Origin of the sequence: Streptomyces albidoflavus (assembly GCF_000719955.1) — a bacterium.
Taxonomy (GTDB): domain Bacteria; phylum Actinomycetota; class Actinomycetes; order Streptomycetales; family Streptomycetaceae; genus Streptomyces; species Streptomyces albidoflavus.
In genome coordinates this window covers 112,921-129,785 of the sequence record NZ_JOII01000015.1, presented here as the reverse complement: position 1 = coordinate 129,785, position 16,865 = coordinate 112,921, and the positions used below count along the sequence as shown (strand labels likewise).

15 protein-coding genes are annotated in these 16,865 nt (G+C 72.9%); 6 read left to right on the top strand and 9 right to left on the bottom strand.

Annotated features, from left to right (window positions below; all coding sequences use genetic code 11):
* The first annotated feature begins 73 nt into the window (after window positions 1-73).
* A complete protein-coding gene (locus IF45_RS0117840) occupies window positions 74-397 on the top strand; it encodes a hypothetical protein (RefSeq protein ID WP_165397815.1) in 324 nt (107 codons plus the stop codon).
* Window positions 398-413: 16 nt separating this feature from the next.
* Here IF45_RS0117840 and IF45_RS0117835 read toward each other — a convergent pair whose 3' ends face one another.
* Complete coding sequence (locus tag IF45_RS0117835; RefSeq protein WP_030308321.1) at window positions 414-1,007, bottom strand: TetR/AcrR family transcriptional regulator; 594 nt, start codon at window positions 1,005-1,007, stop codon at window positions 414-416.
* A 119-nt stretch (window positions 1,008-1,126) separates the two neighbouring features.
* Here IF45_RS0117835 and IF45_RS0117830 point away from each other — a divergent pair, with 119 nt between their 5' ends.
* Window positions 1,127-2,071: an SDR family oxidoreductase gene (locus tag IF45_RS0117830; RefSeq protein WP_030308319.1), complete on the top strand. Its 945-nt coding sequence runs from the start codon at window positions 1,127-1,129 to the stop codon at window positions 2,069-2,071.
* On the opposite strand, the gene IF45_RS0117825 is transcribed toward IF45_RS0117830, so the two are convergent.
* Entirely contained in the window at window positions 2,052-2,477 is a 426-nt protein-coding gene (locus IF45_RS0117825; RefSeq protein ID WP_008414951.1) for an ATP-binding protein, read from the bottom strand. The two genes, IF45_RS0117830 and IF45_RS0117825, sit on opposite strands and share 20 nt — an antisense overlap.
* 112 nt (window positions 2,478-2,589) lie before the next feature.
* Between IF45_RS0117825 and IF45_RS0117820 the strand changes: the two genes are divergently transcribed.
* The 4 genes from IF45_RS0117820 (at window position 2,590) to IF45_RS0117805 (ending at window position 6,290) form a co-directional block, all read left to right on the top strand.
* Entirely contained in the window at window positions 2,590-3,414 is an 825-nt protein-coding gene (locus IF45_RS0117820; RefSeq protein ID WP_008414952.1) for a helix-turn-helix domain-containing protein, read from the top strand.
* Window positions 3,411-3,680, top strand: coding sequence for a DUF397 domain-containing protein (locus tag IF45_RS0117815; RefSeq protein ID WP_003951050.1), 270 nt, complete (start codon window positions 3,411-3,413; stop codon window positions 3,678-3,680). The genes IF45_RS0117820 and IF45_RS0117815 overlap by 4 nt, the downstream gene beginning before the upstream one ends.
* Window positions 3,677-3,925, top strand: coding sequence for a DUF397 domain-containing protein (locus IF45_RS0117810; protein ID WP_030308317.1), 249 nt, complete (start codon window positions 3,677-3,679; stop codon window positions 3,923-3,925). The genes IF45_RS0117815 and IF45_RS0117810 overlap by 4 nt, the downstream gene beginning before the upstream one ends.
* A 79-nt stretch (window positions 3,926-4,004) precedes the next feature.
* On the top strand, window positions 4,005-6,290 hold the full coding sequence (locus IF45_RS0117805; protein WP_165395701.1) for a terpene synthase family protein: 2,286 nt from the start codon (window positions 4,005-4,007) through the stop codon (window positions 6,288-6,290).
* Window positions 6,291-6,324: 34 nt separating this feature from the next.
* Here IF45_RS0117805 and IF45_RS0117800 read toward each other — a convergent pair whose 3' ends face one another.
* The 7 genes from IF45_RS0117800 to IF45_RS0117770 form a co-directional block, all read right to left on the bottom strand.
* Window positions 6,325-7,692: a heme exporter protein CcmD gene (locus tag IF45_RS0117800; protein WP_008414956.1), complete on the bottom strand. Its 1,368-nt coding sequence runs from the start codon at window positions 7,690-7,692 to the stop codon at window positions 6,325-6,327.
* Window positions 7,693-7,854: 162 nt separating this feature from the next.
* A complete protein-coding gene (cimA, locus tag IF45_RS0117795) occupies window positions 7,855-9,636 on the bottom strand; it encodes a citramalate synthase (protein WP_241780671.1) in 1,782 nt (593 codons plus the stop codon).
* A gap of 277 nt (window positions 9,637-9,913) precedes the next feature.
* Window positions 9,914-11,278, bottom strand: coding sequence for an MFS transporter (locus IF45_RS0117790; protein WP_003951045.1), 1,365 nt, complete (start codon window positions 11,276-11,278; stop codon window positions 9,914-9,916).
* A gap of 105 nt (window positions 11,279-11,383) precedes the next feature.
* Window positions 11,384-12,463 carry an agmatine deiminase family protein gene (locus tag IF45_RS0117785; RefSeq protein WP_030308312.1) on the bottom strand — a complete coding sequence of 360 codons (1,080 nt, stop codon included), beginning with the start codon at window positions 12,461-12,463 and terminating at the stop codon, window positions 11,384-11,386.
* A gap of 8 nt (window positions 12,464-12,471) precedes the next feature.
* On the bottom strand, window positions 12,472-14,280 hold the full coding sequence (locus tag IF45_RS0117780) for an urease subunit alpha (RefSeq protein WP_030308310.1): 1,809 nt from the start codon (window positions 14,278-14,280) through the stop codon (window positions 12,472-12,474).
* Entirely contained in the window at window positions 14,277-15,032 is a 756-nt protein-coding gene (gene ureA / locus IF45_RS0117775) for an urease subunit gamma (protein WP_030308308.1), read from the bottom strand. Before ureA ends, IF45_RS0117780 begins: the two co-directional genes overlap by 4 nt.
* A 469-nt stretch (window positions 15,033-15,501) precedes the next feature.
* Window positions 15,502-16,590: a branched-chain amino acid aminotransferase gene (locus IF45_RS0117770; RefSeq protein ID WP_003951042.1), complete on the bottom strand. Its 1,089-nt coding sequence runs from the start codon at window positions 16,588-16,590 to the stop codon at window positions 15,502-15,504.
* Window positions 16,591-16,865 lie beyond the last annotated feature (275 nt).

Sequence of the window (16,865 nt, the reverse complement as noted above, 5' to 3'; positions counted from 1 at the left end):
CGTGCCGCGTAAGCCGCCGGGAAGGGTGCGGACCGGACTCCCCCGCCCGCGCGGGCCCTACGAGAAGTCGCCCGTGATCGACGGGCTGCCGGCCGGGACGCTCGCCGAGCTGGCCCGGCTGGAGCGCACACGGAACTACCTCTGGCCCGGGGCCGTTTCCGAGGCCCTGCGCACCTGGGCCGCGCATGTGCGGCTGCCGCGCGGTCGCACCTGGCCCCACCAGCAGGACGGCCCCTGTTACTGCTGCCCGGACCCCTGGAAGTCCCGGGAGCTGCTCGACCGGGTCGCCCGCGCCCTGTCGCGGCGCGCAGCGCGTGAGCTGCGGCGCGTACTGGCCGGGCACGACCAGCTGTGGGACCCGGCGCCCCGGCCGTACCGGGGTGAGGGCCCGTGGTGAGGCGGGGCCTCGCCGTTCACTCCGGTGCGCACGCCCGCACGACGGAGGCGATCACGTCGTCCAGGCCCCGGTCCGGGGTCTGCGGGAGCGGGGCGCCGCCGGCGGCGAGGCCGATGTAGCCGTGCAGAGGGGCCAGGACGGTGAGGGCGACGCGGTCCGGCGGCCCCTCGCGGACCTCGCCCCGGCTCTGGCCGTCCCGGATGAGGGCGAGCCCCTGTTCGGCCCAGCGGCGGGCGGCGTCGCGGAGCCCTTCCGACGCCTCGGGGCTGTGCTTGGCCGAGAACATCAGGCTGAGCAGGGCCGGATCGGAGAGGGAGAAGCCGACGTAGGCGCGGGCCATGGCGTCCAGGCGATCGGCGAAGGGGCGCGCCTCGCCGCCCCGCGCGGCGACCAGGGAGTCGATGAGGCGCTCGAAGCCGTCGAGGGCGAGGGCGTCGAGCAGCACCTGCTTGGAGGCGAAGTGCCGGCGCGGAGCGCCCGGACTCACGCCGACGTCGCGGGCCAGCTCGCGCAGCGAGAGGGCCCCCACCCCTCCCTCACGCAGGGTCTCCCCGGCCCGGGCGAGCAGGGCGGCGCGCAGGTCTCCGTGGTGGTAGGGGCGCTTGTCCATGGGCTCAGCGTAAGTCCGGCGACGCACTGATGTAGTCGTTGAATACATTGTAGCCATCGCATACATTGGCGAGGCGTGCCCGGGCACCCGAGAGCGCGCCGCACCCCGCTGGAGGAACCATGTCCCGCAAGCCCGTCGACCTCACCCTCCCCGACCTCTCCGGCCGGCGCGCCGTGGTCACTGGCGCCAGCGACGGCCTCGGTCTGGGGCTCGCGGCCCGGCTCGCCCAGGCGGGAGCCGAGGTGGTCCTGCCCGTACGCAATCAGGAGAAGGGGCGGGCGGCGCTGGAGGAGATCCGGCGGGGAGCGCCCGGGGCCGAGGTGTCGCTGCGCGAGCTGGACCTGTCCTCCCTCGCCTCCGTCGCCGCGCTCGGCGAGGCCCTGCGCACGGAGGACCGCCCGGTCCACCTCCTCGTCAACAACGCGGGCGTCATGACCCCGCCCCAGCGCCGCACCACCGCCGACGGCTTCGAGCTGCAGTTCGGCACCAACCACCTCGGCCACTTCGCCCTCACCGCCCATCTGCTGCCCCTGCTGCGCGCCGGGCGGGCCCGCGTCACCTCGCAGATCAGCGTGGCCGCCGACCGCAACGCGATCAACTGGGAGGACCCCAACTGGGAGTCCTCCTACAACGGCATGAAGGCGTACAGCCACTCCAAGATCGCGTTCGGACTCTTCGGCCTCGAACTGGAGCGGCGCGCACGCGCGCACGACTGGGGCCTCACGAGCAACCTCTCGCACCCCGGTGTCGCCCCAACCAGCCTCCTCGCCGCCCGCCCCGAGGTCGGCCGCGCCAAGGACACCACCGGGCGGCGGTTCATCAAGGCGCTCTCCGCCCGGGGCATCCTCCTGGGCACCGTCGAGAGCGCGAAGTTCCCCGCGCTGTACGCGGCCACGGCGCCCGAGGCCGGGGGCGGCAGGCTGTACGGCCCCAGCGGCCCCGGCCACCTCGGCGGCCCCCCGGCCGAGCAGAAGCTCTACTCCCGCCTGCGCTCGATCGAGGACGCCCGCCGCGTCTGGCGCCTGTCGGAGGAGCTGACCGGCGTCACCTTCCCGGGCAACTGACGCCCACGGGACGGAAGGAGCACCAGACGATCTTGCCCGGGTTGCGCTCCCCCACCCCCCAGTCGTCGGCGAGGGCGGAGACGAGGAGCAGGCCCCGGCCGGACTCGGCCTCGTTGCCGGGGGCGCGGGTCGCCGGGTGCCCGTCGCCACTGTCGTGGACCTCGACGCGTACGCCGCCGTCGTCGGCCCGGAGCACGAAGAGCCGGAAGCCGCGCCCCGGCGGGACACCGTGGAGCAGGGCGTTGGTGGCCAGTTCGCTCACGCAGAGCAAGACGTCGTCGCGGGGCACGCGGGCGTCCCACTCGTTCAGCACGGCGGCGGTGAAGTCCCTGGCTGCGGGGACGGATCGGCGCTCGCGGCGGTAGAAGCGCTCGCAGTGCGCGGGGAGTCCGGTTTCGGTTTTCACCCTCCTACGGTCACCCAACGTCACTAGCCTTGTGCAGGGCGTCGACCCGTACAAATCCGTTGTACGGGTCGTGTCGGGTGCGCGACGGGGCGCGTCGGGAGATGGAGTGCGTATGCAGCAGCGAAAGAAGTCCAGCAAGAAGGTCACGTCGTGGGAAGTGCTGGGGAAGCAACTGGCCGAGTTCCGGCGGGTGGCGGGGCTGACCCAGGGGCAGCTGGCGGACCTGGCGAGGGTCGGCGAGGACACGGTCTCCTCCGTCGAGCAGGGCAGACGACGGCTACAGGCCGACTTGGCCGAGCGGCTGGACGAGATCCTGGAAACGAAGCGGGCCCTGAGCACTGCGGTGTCGACCATCCCGAGGCATGAGCGATACCCACTGTTCGCCCAGGACTTCATCGAACACGAGCGGAACGCCATCACGCTGCTCTCGTATCAGAGCCACGTCATCCCTGGACTGCTGCAAACGCCCGAGTACGCACGGACCGTCTTTGAGAACGCCTACCCACCATTGGGTACGCAGGAGCTTGAGGAAGCCGTACAAGCGCGAATCGACAGAAAGGAAATACTGTCTCGCGAGAAGCCGCCGCTGATGAGCTTCATCATCGAGGAGTGCGTGCTGCAACGGCACTTGGGAGCCCCGGAAGCCATGAAGCGGCAGATCCAGCACCTCCGAGAATGCGCGGGTCTTCCCTTTCTCAGCTTGCAGGTCATGCCGACCGAAACTGATGCTCACGCGGGGCTGGCGGGGGCGCTCGTCCTCCTGGAAACGCCGGACCACGACCACCTCGCCTACATCGAGGGGCAGCACAAGGGCTTCATGGTGGATGACCTGGGCGAGGTCAGTATGTACCAGCAGAAATATGGGATGCTGCGGGCGCAGGCCCTCACACCTCAGAGGACAAAGGTCCTGCTGGACACACTGCTTGGAGTGACATGACCGGCACCCCTTTCCGTACCGAACCTCTCTCTTGGTTCAAGTCGACCTACAGCAGCGACGCCGGCGGCGACTGCATCGAAGTCGCTTACGACTGGCACAAGTCCAGCTACAGCAGCAACGCGGGCGGCAACTGCGTCGAGGTCGCCGCCCACCCCGCCAAGGTCCACGTCCGCGACTCCAAGGTCCCCGCCAGCCCCGTCCTCGACGTGACCCCCGCCGCCTGGGCAGCATTCGTGCATTCGGCAACCACCGGCCCCGTCGCATGACCGGCGCCCTCGCCTGGTTCAAGTCGACCTACAGCAGCAACGCAGGCGGCGACTGCGTCGAGGTCGCCTACAACTGGCGCAAGTCCAGCTACAGCGGCGACCAGGCGTATGCCTGCGTAGAGGTCGCCGCCCACCCCACCGCCATCCACGTCCGCGACTCCAAGGTCCCGGCGGGACCCACTCTCGACGTGACCCCCGCCGCCTGGGCGGCGTTCGTACACGCGACCGCCGGTCCACTCGTATGACAACACCGCCGTCCGGCTGACGGGTCGGGCGGGCGGGTAGTGATCGGGCCGCCGGTATCACCGTGTGGAAGGCTCGACCGTGACACAGCCCTTTGTCCTGCCCGATTTCTACGTGCCGTATCCGGCGCGGCTCAACCCTCATCTCGAAGAGGCGCGCGCCCATGCCCGGGTCTGGGCGGACAAAATGGGGATGCTGGAGGGGTCGGGGATCTGGGACCTGGCCGACCTGGAGGCCCACGACTACGCGTTGCTCTGCGCGTACACGCACCCGGACTGCGACGGTCCGGCGCTGTCGCTGGTGACCGACTGGTACGTGTGGGTCTTCTTCTTCGACGACCACTTCCTGGAGCTGTTCAAGCGGACGCAGGACCGTGAGGGCGCGAAGGCGTACCTGGAGCGGCTGCCGGCGTTCATGCCGATGGACCTGGCCGACGGGTTCCCGGAACCGGAGAATCCGGTGGAGGCGGGGCTTGCCGACCTCTGGGCGCGGACGGTCCCGGCCATGTCGGAGGACTGGCGCCGCCGCTTCGCCCTCTCCACGGAGAACCTGCTCAACGAGTCGATGTGGGAGCTGTCCAACATCAACGCGGGGCGCGTCTCCAACCCGCTGGAGTACATCGAGATGCGCCGCAAGGTCGGCGGCGCGCCCTGGTCGGCGGGGCTGATCGAGTACGCGGCGCGGGCCGAGGTGCCGGAGGCCGTGGCGTACTCGCGGCCCCTGCGTGTGCTGACCGACGCCTTCTCGGACGGCGTCCACCTGCGCAACGACCTCTTCTCGTACCAGCGGGAGGTCGAGGAGGAGGGCGAGCTGAGCAACGGCGTCCTCGTGCTGGAACGGTTCCTGGAGTGCACCACGCAGGAGGCGGCCGAGGCCGTCAACGACCTGCTGACCTCACGCCTCCAGCAGTTCGAGAACACCGCGCTGACCGAACTGGGGCCGCTCTTCGCCGACAAGGGGCTGAATCCGGCCGAGTCCGCCTCGGTGCTGGCGTACGTGAAGGGGCTCCAGGACTGGCAGTCGGGCGGCCACGAGTGGCACATGCGCTCCAGCCGGTACATGAACGAGGGCGCGGTCGACGGGGAGGCGGCGCCGCCGACTCCGGGCGGGTCGCCGGGGGCGCTGGCGGCGGCGCTGCTGGGCGGGACCCTGGGCACGTCGGCGCTGGACGTGCGGGCGTTCTTCGGGCGTCCGGCGCGGCAGCGGGCGCGCAGCTTCTCGCACGTGCCGTACCAGAGGACGGGGGCCTCGCTGCTGCCGGACTTCAAGCTTCCGTTCCCGACGCGGCTCTCCCCGGCGCTGGAGCAGTCCCGGGTGGACACGGTCGAGTGGGCGCACCGGATGGGGCTGCTCGTGCCGCAGCCCGGGGTGCCCGGGTCGGACGTGTGGGACGAGGAGGCGCTGGCCGGCTACGACTTCCCGCTCTGCGCGGCCGGACTCCACCCGGAGGCGGACCTGGAGGAACTGAACCTCGCCTCGCAGTGGCTGACCTGGGGCACCTACGGCGACGACTACTACCCGGCGGTCTTCGGCCGCACCCGGAACTTCGCCGGGGCCAAGCTCTGCACCGACCGGCTGCGCGACTTCATGCCGGTCGAGCAGCCCTCGGCGGGGCCGGTGCCGACCAGCGCGCTGGAACGCTCACTGGCCGACCTGTGGGTGCGGACCGCCTCCGCGATGCCGGAGAAGGCCCGCCGCGAGTTCCGGCAGACCATCGAGGTGATGCTGGACAGCTGGGTCTGGGAGCTGGACAACCAGGCCATCGGCCGCATCCCCGACCCGATCGACTACATGGAGATGCGCCGCGCCACCTTCGGCTCCGACCTGACGATGAGCCTGTGCCGCCTGCGCCACGGCAACATCGTCCCCGAGGAGGTGTACCGCTCGGGCACCATCCAGGCGATGGAGAAGGCCGTCTCCGACTACGGCGCGCTGATCAACGACGTCTTCTCGTACCAGAAGGAAGTGGAGTTCGAGGGCGAGATCCACAACGCCGTCCTCGTCACCCAGAACTTCTTCGACTGCGACTACCCGACCGGCCTCGCCTACGTGGACGCGCTGATGAACGCGCGGCTGGAACAGTTCGAACACATCGTGGCCCACGAACTCCCTGTGCTGTACGAGGATTTCCAGCTGGACGGGGCGGCCAGGAAGGTGCTCGACGGATACGTGCGGCAGCTGGAGAACTGGCTGTCGGCCATCCTGACCTGGCACCGGGGCTGCAAGCGGTACAAGGAGGAGGACCTGAGCCACCACTCCCCCGGCGTGCGGCGGGTGATCGAGGCCGCGCCGCGCGGGATCGGGCCGAACGGGCTCGGCGCCTCCTCGCTGGGCACGGCCGCCGCCCGGGTGTTCGCCGGGGGGTGACGGGAGCGGGCCGGGGCGGGCGGCTCGGGCGGGGTCAGAAGCCTCCGCCGAAGTCGCCGCCTCCGCCCCCGAATCCGCCGCCGTCGCCGAAGCCGCCCCCACCGCCGAAGTCACCGGGGTCGAAGTCGGAGCCGGAGACGTCGCCGCCCTCGTAGCCGCCGCCCGCGCCGCCGTCGCCGAAGCCTTCGGCCGAGCCGTAGTCGGCGGCGTAGGCGGGGCTCATCATCATGTGGCCGAGCATGGTGCCGACGAGGATGCCGGGGAGGATGCCGCCGCCGAAGTAGCCGCCCGCCCAGGGGCCGTACGCCGGGCCGGCCTCCCAGTACGGGCGCCGGCCGCCCTCGTCGGACTCGACGGTGCGGATGTCGGGGGCCTCGCCCCGCTCCAGCCGGGCCTGGTCGGCGGCGCAGACGGGCACCTCGCGGGGCGCGCCGCCGGGCGGGGCCCAGGTGACGTCGGCGACCGAGAGGCCGTGGCGCGGGTCGAAGAAGCACGGCGGGCGGCGCACCGGCAGCTCACGGCCGCTGCGGCGGGCGTCGAGCACGGCGAGCGCGAACCGGCCGTCCTCCAGCGCCTTGGTCACCTCGCGCACGTCCTCGGGCTTCCGCGCGTGGTCCATGAGGGACTTGGCGTTCTCGTAGGCGTCGAGGCCGCGCTCGTAGTCGCCGCGCATCTCGTCGGTGGCGCCCGGTTCCAGGGGCCGGAAGTCGAGCCGCTCCAGCTCCTCGCCGAAGGCGGTGATGTCCTCGTCCACCACGACCCGCAGCTTGGCCAGCGCCTCCCGCTGGGCCTGCTCGCGCCGGATCTTGCGCCGCCGGGTCAGCGTGTAGGCGGCACCGCCCACGACCACGGCGGCGATGCCGAGGCCGAGCCAGGTCGAGCCGGAGACGCTGTCCTGGGAGGACCAGGAGTTGGGAGCGCGGCCGCCCATGTTCTGGGTGGCGTTCTCGACGAGGCCGGTGAGCTGCTGGTCGGCCGGGGTGGTGCCCTGGAAGCGGGATTCGAGGTTCTGCGTGGCCTGCTGGGAGAGGACCGACCCGTCGGCGCGGACGTGCAGGTCGTCGCCGATGCGCAGGACGTACAGCCCGGTGATGCCGGTGTCGCCGCGCAGGTCGTTCATGGTCCGGTCGACGTCGTCCGTGAAGGTCGCCGGGAGAACCGCGACGAAGATCGCCTTGTCGCTGTCCTGGATCTCCTGGGAGAGGTCGCGCGCCTGGGCGTCGGAGAGCTGGTCCGAGACGTCCGGGTCCACGAAGACGGGGCCGTCGCGCCACGCCTTGGCGACCTCGGAGACGGTCGCGGCGGTAGGGGCCTGCGGAACCGTCCGCACGGGTGCCGCGGCGGCGGGCCTGCCCTGGTCGGCGGCGGCGGGCGCGGCCGTCGCTCCGGCGGCGCCCAGCACGAGAAGAGGCCCGGACGCGATGAGAGCGCCCCGGCGTATGGACTGGCGGACTACGGCTCGCCTCATACCTCCACGCTAACCCGGGTCGCCGCGAAACGCCCCGGACGGGCGGCGGGCCGGGTACGGGGCCCCGCCGCCCGTCCGGGGCTACGCGCTTCGGGCCTACTCGGCGGGCTCGACCCCGGCGCGGAGCAGGCCGTAGGTGTAGGCGTCCTCCAGGGCGTGCCAGGAGGCGGCGATGACGTTCTCGGCGACGCCGACCGTCGACCACTCCGCGTCGCCGTCGCCGGTGGAGATCAGGACGCGGGTGGTGGAGTCGGTGCCGGAGCGGCCTTCCAGGATGCGGACCTTGTAGTCCCGCAGGGCGAACTTGGCCAGCTCCGGGTAGATCCGCTCCAGGGCGACGCGCAGGGCGCGGTCCAGGGCGTTGACGGGGCCGTTGCCCTCGGCGGTGGCGAGGAGGCGTTCGCCCTTGGCCCAGAGCTTCACGGTGGCCTCGTTGGCGTGGATCCCGTCGGGGCGGTTCTCGGTGATCGCCCGCCACGACTCGACGCGGAAGAAGCGGGACGGGGCCGCGTCGCCCGCGCCGCCGGCGCCGCGCCGCAGCTCGTCACGGAGCAGCAGTTCGAAGGAGGCGTCGGCGGCCTCGTAGGAGTACCCGGCCAGCTCGCGTTCCTTGACGCGCTCCACGACGCGGCCGACCAGGGCGCGGTCGTCGCCGAGGTCGATGCCCAGCTCCTTGCCCTTCAGCTCGATGGAGGCGCGGCCTGCCATGTCGGAGACGAGCATGCGGATGCGGTTGCCGACCAGCTCCGGGTCGATGTGCTGGTACAGGTCGGGGTCGACCTTGATCGCGGAGGCGTGCAGTCCGGCCTTGTGCGCGAAGGCGGAGACGCCGACGTAGGGCTGGTGGGTGGAGGGGGTGAGGTTGACGACCTCGGCGATGGCGTGCGAGATGCGGGTCATCTCGGCGAGCGCGCCCTCGGGAAGCACGGTGCGGCCGTACTTCAGCTCCAGGGCGGCGACGACCGGGAAGAGGTTGGCGTTGCCGACGCGCTCGCCGTAGCCGTTGGCGGTGCACTGGACGTGGGTGGCGCCCGCGTCGACGGCGGCGAGGGTGTTGGCGACGGCGCAGCCGGTGTCGTCCTGGGCGTGGATACCGAGGCGGGCGCCGGTGTCGGCGAGGACGGTGGCGGTGACGGCCTGGATCTGCGCGGGCAGCATGCCGCCGTTGGTGTCGCAGAGGACGACGACGTCGGCGCCGGCCTCGCTCGCGGCGCGGACGACGGCCTTGGCGTAGGCCGGGTTGGCGGCGTACCCGTCGAAGAAGTGCTCACAGTCGACGAAGACCCGGCGGCCCTGGGCGCGCAGGTGGGAGACGGTGTCGCGGACCATCTCCAGGTTCTCGTCGAGGGTGGTGCGCAGGGCCAGCTCGACGTGGCGGTCGTGGGCCTTGGCGACCAGGGTGACGACCGGGGCGCCGGAGTCGAGCAGCGCCTGCACCTGGAGGTCGTCGGCGGCGCTGCCACCCGCGCGGCGGGTGGCGCCGAAGGCGACGAGCTGCGCGTGGCGGAAGGTGATCTCCTCGCGGGCGCGGGCGAAGAACTCGGTGTCGCGCGGGTTGGCGCCGGGCCAGCCGCCCTCGATGAAGCCCACTCCGAAGTCGTCCAGGTGCCGGGCGATGGTCAGCTTGTCGGCGACGCTGAGGTTGATGCCCTCACGCTGCGCGCCGTCGCGGAGCGTGGTGTCGAAGATGTGCAGGGGGCGCTCGACGGCGGCGTCCGCGGCGGCGGAGGACGCCGCGGAGGCGGGGGTTCCGGCGGGCGTTCCGGCGGGCGCGGGGCGCGCCCCGTCGCCGCCCCGTACGTCGCGTGCGACCTGCGGTTTCGTCGCGGCCGACGGGGCGCGCTCAGCGGGTTCCTCGGGGGTGGCCTGGCTGGTCATGCGGTGGTGACTCCTGTCGGGTGAGTGGCTCCGGAATGCTTGGCTCCACTTGCCCCCGTCCTCTCGTGCGCCTCGCCGCGGCCCGGTCGGGGCCGACAAACGAAAAGACCCCTCGCGGGTGCGAGAGGTCTGCGCGCGGGTCTGGGGCACGGTGGCCGCGTCGCACGTGGTGGTGCGGGGCGGTCACTGCGGACCGGCGCGCCTGCTGCCGATAATCATGGCGAACGTGGGCACGGGGGCAGTCTCCCACAGAGAGGCCCCCGTGCCACGAGGTGTCTCAGGATGCGAGCGGGGCGTCCGTTTTCGCGGGCCCGGAGGCCGGGGAGGCGGGGCCGGCCTCGGCGGAGGGCGGACCCGTCTCGGCGCCGACCCGGTTGAGGTCGATGTCCCGGGTCTCCTTCATCGCCAGGTAGACGACGAGCGAGACCGCGGCGCACCCCGCCACGTACCAGTAGTAGCCCGACTCCGTCCCGCCGTTCTTGAACCAGAGCGCGACGTACTCGGCGGTGCCGCCGAAGAGGGCGTTGCCGAGGGCGTAGGGCAGGGCGACGCCCAGCGCGCGGATGCCGGTGGGGAAGAGTTCGGCCTTCACGCAGGCGTTGATGGAGGTGTAGCCGGTGATGATGAGCAGCGCGAGGAGCGAGAGGCCGAGCGCCGGCCAGAACGACCCGGCGTGCTGGAGCAGCGTCATGATCGGCACGGTCAGGAAGGTCGAGCCGACGGCGAAGGTGATCAGCAGCGGGCGGCGGCCGATCCGGTCGGAGAGCATCCCGGCGAGCGGCTGGACGCACATGAAGACGAAGAGCGCGCAGAACGAGACGAGCGTCGCCGTCTCCTTGGGCAGCCCGGCGGAGTTCGACAGGTACTTGGTCAGGTAGGTCGTGTACGTGTAGTACGCGACGGTGCCGCCCATCGTCAGCGCCACGACCAGGAACGCCTGGCGCCGGTGCTGCCACAGCGCCTTCATCGTGCCCTTGTCGTCGGCCCGCTCGACGCCGTCCTCGGAGGACTCGGCGTAGACCTCGGTCTCCAGCATGTTGCGGCGGAGGTAGAAGACGACGGCCGCGCCGAGGGCGCCGATGATGAACGGGATGCGCCAGCCCCAGCTGTGCAGGGTGTCGTCCGACATGGTCCGCTGGAGCACGATCTGCAGGCCGAGGCCGAGGAGCTGGCCCGCGGTCATCGAAACGTACTGGAAGCTGGAGGCGAAGCCGCGCCGGTCGGCGTCGGACGCCTCGGTCAGGTAGGTCGCGCTGGCCGCGTACTCGCCGCCGACCGAGAGGCCCTGGAGCAGGCGGGCGACCAGGAGGACGGCGGCGCCGCCGTAGCCGGCCACACCGTAGGTCGGCGCGATCGCGATCAGCACGGCGGAGGCCGACATCAGCGAGACGGTGAGGGTCAGCGCCGCCTTGCGGCCCTTGCGGTCACCGACCCGGCCGAGCAGCCAGCCGCCGACCGGCCGCATGAAGAAGCCGACGGCGAAGATGCCGGCGGTGTTCATGAGCTGGGCGGTCGGGTTGCCGCTGGGGAAGAAGGAACCCGCGAAGTACGTGGCGAAGCTCGCGTACACGAACCAGTCGAACCACTCGACCATGTTGCCGGCCGAGCCGACCCAGATTTTCTTCCACTGCTGTCGTCCCATGCTCGGCACGCTGCCGGAATGATCCATTCCGACACAAGGTGTATGGGGCAACGATCGGGATTACTTGAGTGCTTTGCGTTCGTGGGGACGGGGACGCCGGGCCGCTCAGCCCTGTCCTGCCGGGGCCGGCGCCGGTTCCTGCTGGGTGATGCAGTGGATGCCGCCGCCGGCCGCGAAGACCGGGCGGGCGTCGACGGGGACGACGGTGCGGTCCGGGAAGAGGCGGCGGAAGAGCGCGGCGGCCTCGGCGTCGCGCGGGTCGTCGAAGGCGCAGAGGACGACCCCGCCGTTGCACAGGTAGTGGTTGATGTACGAGTAGTCGGCCCACTCCCCGTCCACCTCCAGCACGGTGGGCGCGGGCACCTCGACCACCTCCAGCGAACGGCCCGCCGCGTCCTTGGCGGCGCGCAGCACGCCGGTGATCTCCTTGCAGACCTCGTGGTCGGGGTGGGCCGGGTCGGGCTGGGTGTGCGCCACGACCACGCCGGGCCGGGCGAACGCCGCGACGATGTCGACGTGGCCGCGCGTCCCGAACCGCCCGTAGTCACCGGTCAGCCCGCGCGGCAGCCACACCGCCCGGCTGGTACCGAGCCCCGCGTGGATCTCGGCCTCCACCTCGGCGCGGGTCAGGTCGGGGTTGCGGTCCGGGTCGAGCTGGACGGTCTCGGTGAGCAGCACGGTGCCCTCCCCGTCGACGTGCAGCCCGCCGCCCTCGTTGACCAGCCCCGTCCGGTACGCCGGGACCCCGGCCAGCGCGGCGACCTCGCCGCCGATCCTCGCGTCCCGCTCCCAGCGGGCCCACTCCTGCGCGCCCCAGCCGTTGAACGTCCAGTCGAGCACGGCCCGGGCGCCGTCCTCCGCGCGGGTGACGAAGGTGGGGCCGATGTCCCTCATCCAGGCGTCGTCCAGCGGGCGTTCGACCACCTCGATGCCGGGCCCGAGGAGCGCGCGGGCGCCTTCGGCGCGGCCGGGTCCGGCGAGCACGGTGACCGGTTCGAAGCGGCGCACGGTGCGGGCCACCTCGGCCCAGGCGCGTTCGGCCGAGGCGAGTGCGGCCTCGGTGGCGAAGGTCGGGTTGGGGCCGGGCCAGGCCATCCAGGTGCGCAGGTGCGGGGCCCACTCGGGCGGCATCCGGAAGCCCGGCGGGACGGTGCCGCGCAGGGACGGGGCGGGGGCGTCGGGCATGGCGGTCCTCAGAGGAAGTAGAGGCGGTTGAGGCTGACGGAGTCGGCGGGGCCGGAGCGGACCGGGTCGCCGTCGAGGGTGACGAGGCCGGTGCGGGCGTCCACGTCGACCTGGCCGGTGCGGGAGTTGAGGAGGAGGTCGGCGGGGCCGATGTTCCGGGTGCCTCGGACGGGGACGCGGCGCCTGCGGGTGGGCAGGGCGTCGGCGCCGAGGCCCACGGCGGCGCCCGCGACGAAGGCGACGGACAGCTCGGCGGCGGCCGCCCCGTGCGCGCCGAACTGGGGGCCGAGGACGAGCGGTTCGCTGGTGTCGGTGGCGGCGTTGGGGTCGCCGGTGACGCCGTAGGCGGGGAAGCCGGACTTCAGGACCAGCTGGGGCTTGGCGCCGAAGTACTCGGGGCGCCACAGCACGATGTCCGCCAGTTTGCCGGGCTCCAGCGAGCCGACCTCGTGGGAGAGGCCGTGCGCGCGGGCCGGGTTGACGGTCAGTTTGGCGAGGTAGCGCAGGACGCGGGCGTTGTCGTCGCTCTCGCCGTCGCCGTCGCCGTCGAGCGGGCCGCGTTCGCGCTTCATCTTGGCGGCGAGCTGGAGGGTGCGGCGGATCGTCTCGCCGGCCCGGCCCATCCCCTGCGCGTCGGAGGAGGTGATGCCGATGGCGCCCAGGTCGTGCAGGACGTCCTCGGCGCCCATCGTCGACTCGCGGATGCGGTCGCGGGCCATCGCCGCGTCGCCGGGCAGCTCGGGCTTGAGGTCGTGGACCGAGACGATCATGCCGTAGTGCTCGGCGACGGCGTCCCGGCCGAAGGGCAGCGTGGGGTTGGTGGAGGAGCCGATGACGTTCGGCACGCCCGCCATGCGCAGCACGTTGGGGACGTGGCCGCCGCCGCATCCCTCGATGTGGAAGGCGTGGATGGTGCGCCCGTCGAGCACCTGGAGGGTGTCCTCGACGGAGAGGCATTCGTTGAGGCCGTCGCTGTGCAGGGCCACCTGCACGTCGTACTCCTCGGCGACGCGCAGCGCGGTGTCCAGCGCCCGGGTGTGCGCCCCCATGTCCTCGTGCACCTTGAACCCGCACGCCCCGCCCTCCGCCAGCGCCTCGACCAGCGGCGCCGGGTGCGAGGAGGAACCGCGGGCGAGGAAACCGATGTTGACGGGCCAGGCGTCGAAGGCGGCGAAGGCGTGACGCAGGGCCCACGGCGAGTTGACGCCGACGCCCCAGACGGGGCCGAACTCCTGGCCGATGATCGTGGTCACGCCGGAGGCGAGGGAGGCTTCCATGACGCGGGGCGAGAGCAGGTGCACATGGGTGTCGATCGCCCCGGCGGTCGCGATCAGCCCCTCCCCCGACACGATCGTGGTGCCGGTGCCGACCACCACGTCGACCCCGTCGAGCGTGTCCGGGTTCCCCGCGCGCCCCACGGCGTGGATGCGGCCTTCCCGGACACCGATCGAGACCTTCCGGATGCCGAGCACCGCGTCGATCACGAGCACGTTGCTGATCACCAGGTCGCAGGTGTCGCGCACGGCGGCGGCCCGCAGGTGCAGCCCGTCCCGCGCGGTCTTCCCGAACCCGGCCAGGAACTCGTCGCCGGGCCGCTGCGCGTCGGCCTCGACCCGCACCGTCAGCCCCGTGTCACCGAGCCGCACCCTGTCCCCGGCGCGGGGGCCGTGGACGGCGGCGTAGGCGTACGGATCGGAGGCCGTGGCCGCCTCGTCGGGCGCGGTACGGCGGCCGTGCGGGGTACGGGCCAGGTGCGGGAAGGCGCGGGGGCGCGGGGTCAGCTCCTCGGGCAGGGCCCGGCCGGCGGGGTCGCTCATGCGTCGGTCTCCGGGGTGGGGGCGCCCGGCGGGGCGGGGGTGGTGCCGGGCGGGGCGGGCTCCGTCCCGGGTGCTTCGGCGCCGAGGTAGCCGCAGGCGGCGGCGCGGCGCAGGGCCTCGGCGCGGGCGCCGGGGGCGTCCAGCGGGCCGTCGACCAGCCCGGCGAAACCGGTCACGACGCGCGCCCCGCCGATCGGCACCAGCCCCGCCTCGCGGGTCTCGCCCGGGCCGAAGCGGAGCGAGGAGCCGGCCGGGACGGCGAGGCGCATGCCGTAGGCGGCGGCCCGGTCGAAGCGCAGGCGCGGGTTGGCCTCGAAGAAGTGGAAGTGCGAGGTGACGCTGACCGGGACCGTGGCGGTGTTGGTGACCGCCACGGTCAGCATGGGACTCGGCTCGGCGTGGGGCGGGCCCGGGAGCAGGGCGCCGGGCGCCTGATCGCCGGTGTGGCCGCCTCCGATGGGGTCGGCCAGCACGGCGAGCCGGGACCCGTCCTCGAAGACCGCCTCGACCTGGATCTCGGTCAGCACGTCGGCGACGCCCGGCAGCACGTCGTCCGGCCCGAGCACGGCCCGCCCCGCCGCCACCGCCTCCGCCAGCCGCGCCCCGTCCCGCGCCGCCTCGCAGACCGTGTCCGAGATGAGCGCGGTCGCCTCCGGGACGTTCAGCCGCAGCCCGCGCGCCTGCCGGGCCCGGGCGAGCTGGGCGGCGTTGAAGATCAGGAGGCGGTCGCGTTCGGTGGGGGTCAGGCGCATGGGGGTCCTGGAGGGATGGGGGTGGGCGGCGGGCGCGGGGCGATGGAGCGTCAGCCTATCTAAAGGGTTTAGGTTTTCCAATGGACGGCGCACGGCGGGGTGGGCGGCGCTTGAGCCGGGGCGGCTGCCCGGAGCCCGCAGAGACGGCCCGGGTAAGGGGCAGCCCCGCCCCGTCACCCCGTACCTGCGGCGCCGCGTCTCAGGCCGGACGGCGCGCGCCCCGTACCCCGTGAAGCCGCAGGTCGCGCGCCCCGTGGCCGCCCCGTACGCCGCGCGCCCCGTCGCGGCGCGCGTAAGCCCGACGCCGCGACGGCACCCCTTACCCCCGAGGGTCGGGACCTGGGCGCCGCCCCCGGACCGAAACGGCCCGCCGCCCCCGCATCCGCTGCGGGGACGACGGGCCGTCCCGCTCGTCCGGTCAGACCGGTCGGACCGGCACCAGGCGCTCCCACGCCCCGGCCCCCGAGGTTCAGCCCAGCGGGTGCATCCACCCGTGACGGTCCTCCGTGCGTCCCGTCTGGAGGGCGAGGAGGGCCTCGCGGAGGCGCAGGGTGGCCTCGCCGGGTTCGCCGGTGCCCTGGGTCCACTCGTCGGTGGCGGTCTTGACCCGGCCGACCGGGGTGATGACGGCGGCCGTGCCGCAGGCGAAGACCTCGGTCAGGGCGCCGCTGCGGCTGTCCTCGCGCCACTGGTCGATGGAGACGCGGCCCTCCTCGGCCCGGTAGCCGAGGTCGGCGGCGAGGGAGAGGAGGGTGTCGCGGGTGATCCCGGCGAGGAGGGAGCCGGTGAGGGTGGGGGTGACGAGGCGGTCGCCGTAGACGAAGCAGAGGTTCATGCCGCCCAGTTCCTCGACCCACTTGTGCTCGACCGCGTCGAGGTAGGCGACCTGGTCGCAGCCCTCGGCGGCGGCCTCGGCCTGGGCGAGGAGGGAGGCGGCGTAGTTGCCGCCGGTCTTGGCGTCGCCGACGCCGCCGGGGACGGCACGGACGCGGTTCTCGGAGAGCCAGATCGAGACGGGCTTGACGCCGCCGGGGAAGTACGCGCCGGCCGGGGAGGCGATGACCACGAAGAGGTACTCGTTGGCCGGCTTGACGCCGAGCCCGACCTCCGTGGCGATCATGAAGGGCCGCAGGTAGAGGGATTCCTCGCCGCCGTGCGGCGGGACCCACGCCTTGTCCTGCGCCACCAGCAGGTCGCACGCCTCGATGAAGGTCTCCACGGGCAGCTCGGGCATGGCGAGGCGGCGCGCGGAGGCCTGGAACCGGCGGGCGTTGGCGTCGGGGCGGAAGGTCGCCACGGAGCCGTCGGGGCGGCGGTACGCCTTGAGCCCCTCGAAGATCTCCTGCGCGTAGTGGAGGACGTTGGTGGCGGGGTCGAGGGAGAGCGGCCCGTAGGGGACGAGCTGGCCGTCGTGCCAGCCGCGGCCCTCGGTCCACTTCACGGTGACCATGTGGTCGGTGAAGTGCCGGCCGAAGCCGGGGCGGGCGAGGATCGCCTCGCGCTCGGCCTCCGGGAGCGGGTGCGCGGAGGGCTTCAGTTCGATCGTCGGCGTCGTCATGAGTGGTGTCCTTCACGTGTGGTGGTGACGGACCGCGCTCACGCCCGTACCCCTGAGTGGTGCGTGGCCGGGGTGCTGTCTCGCACTCCGGTCAGCTGTGCACCACACGGACGTCCGGGTATCGCCTCATTTTCCGCGGCCCCACGTTCGATTATCGCGCCGGAGGGGGCGGTGAGGGAACGCCGAGGAGTCCTCCGCCCCGCCGAACGTGTCACGCGGCGGAGCGGCAGGGGGGGGCGGGGTGAGCGCGGGCCCTGGGTTGTCGCACCCGGGGC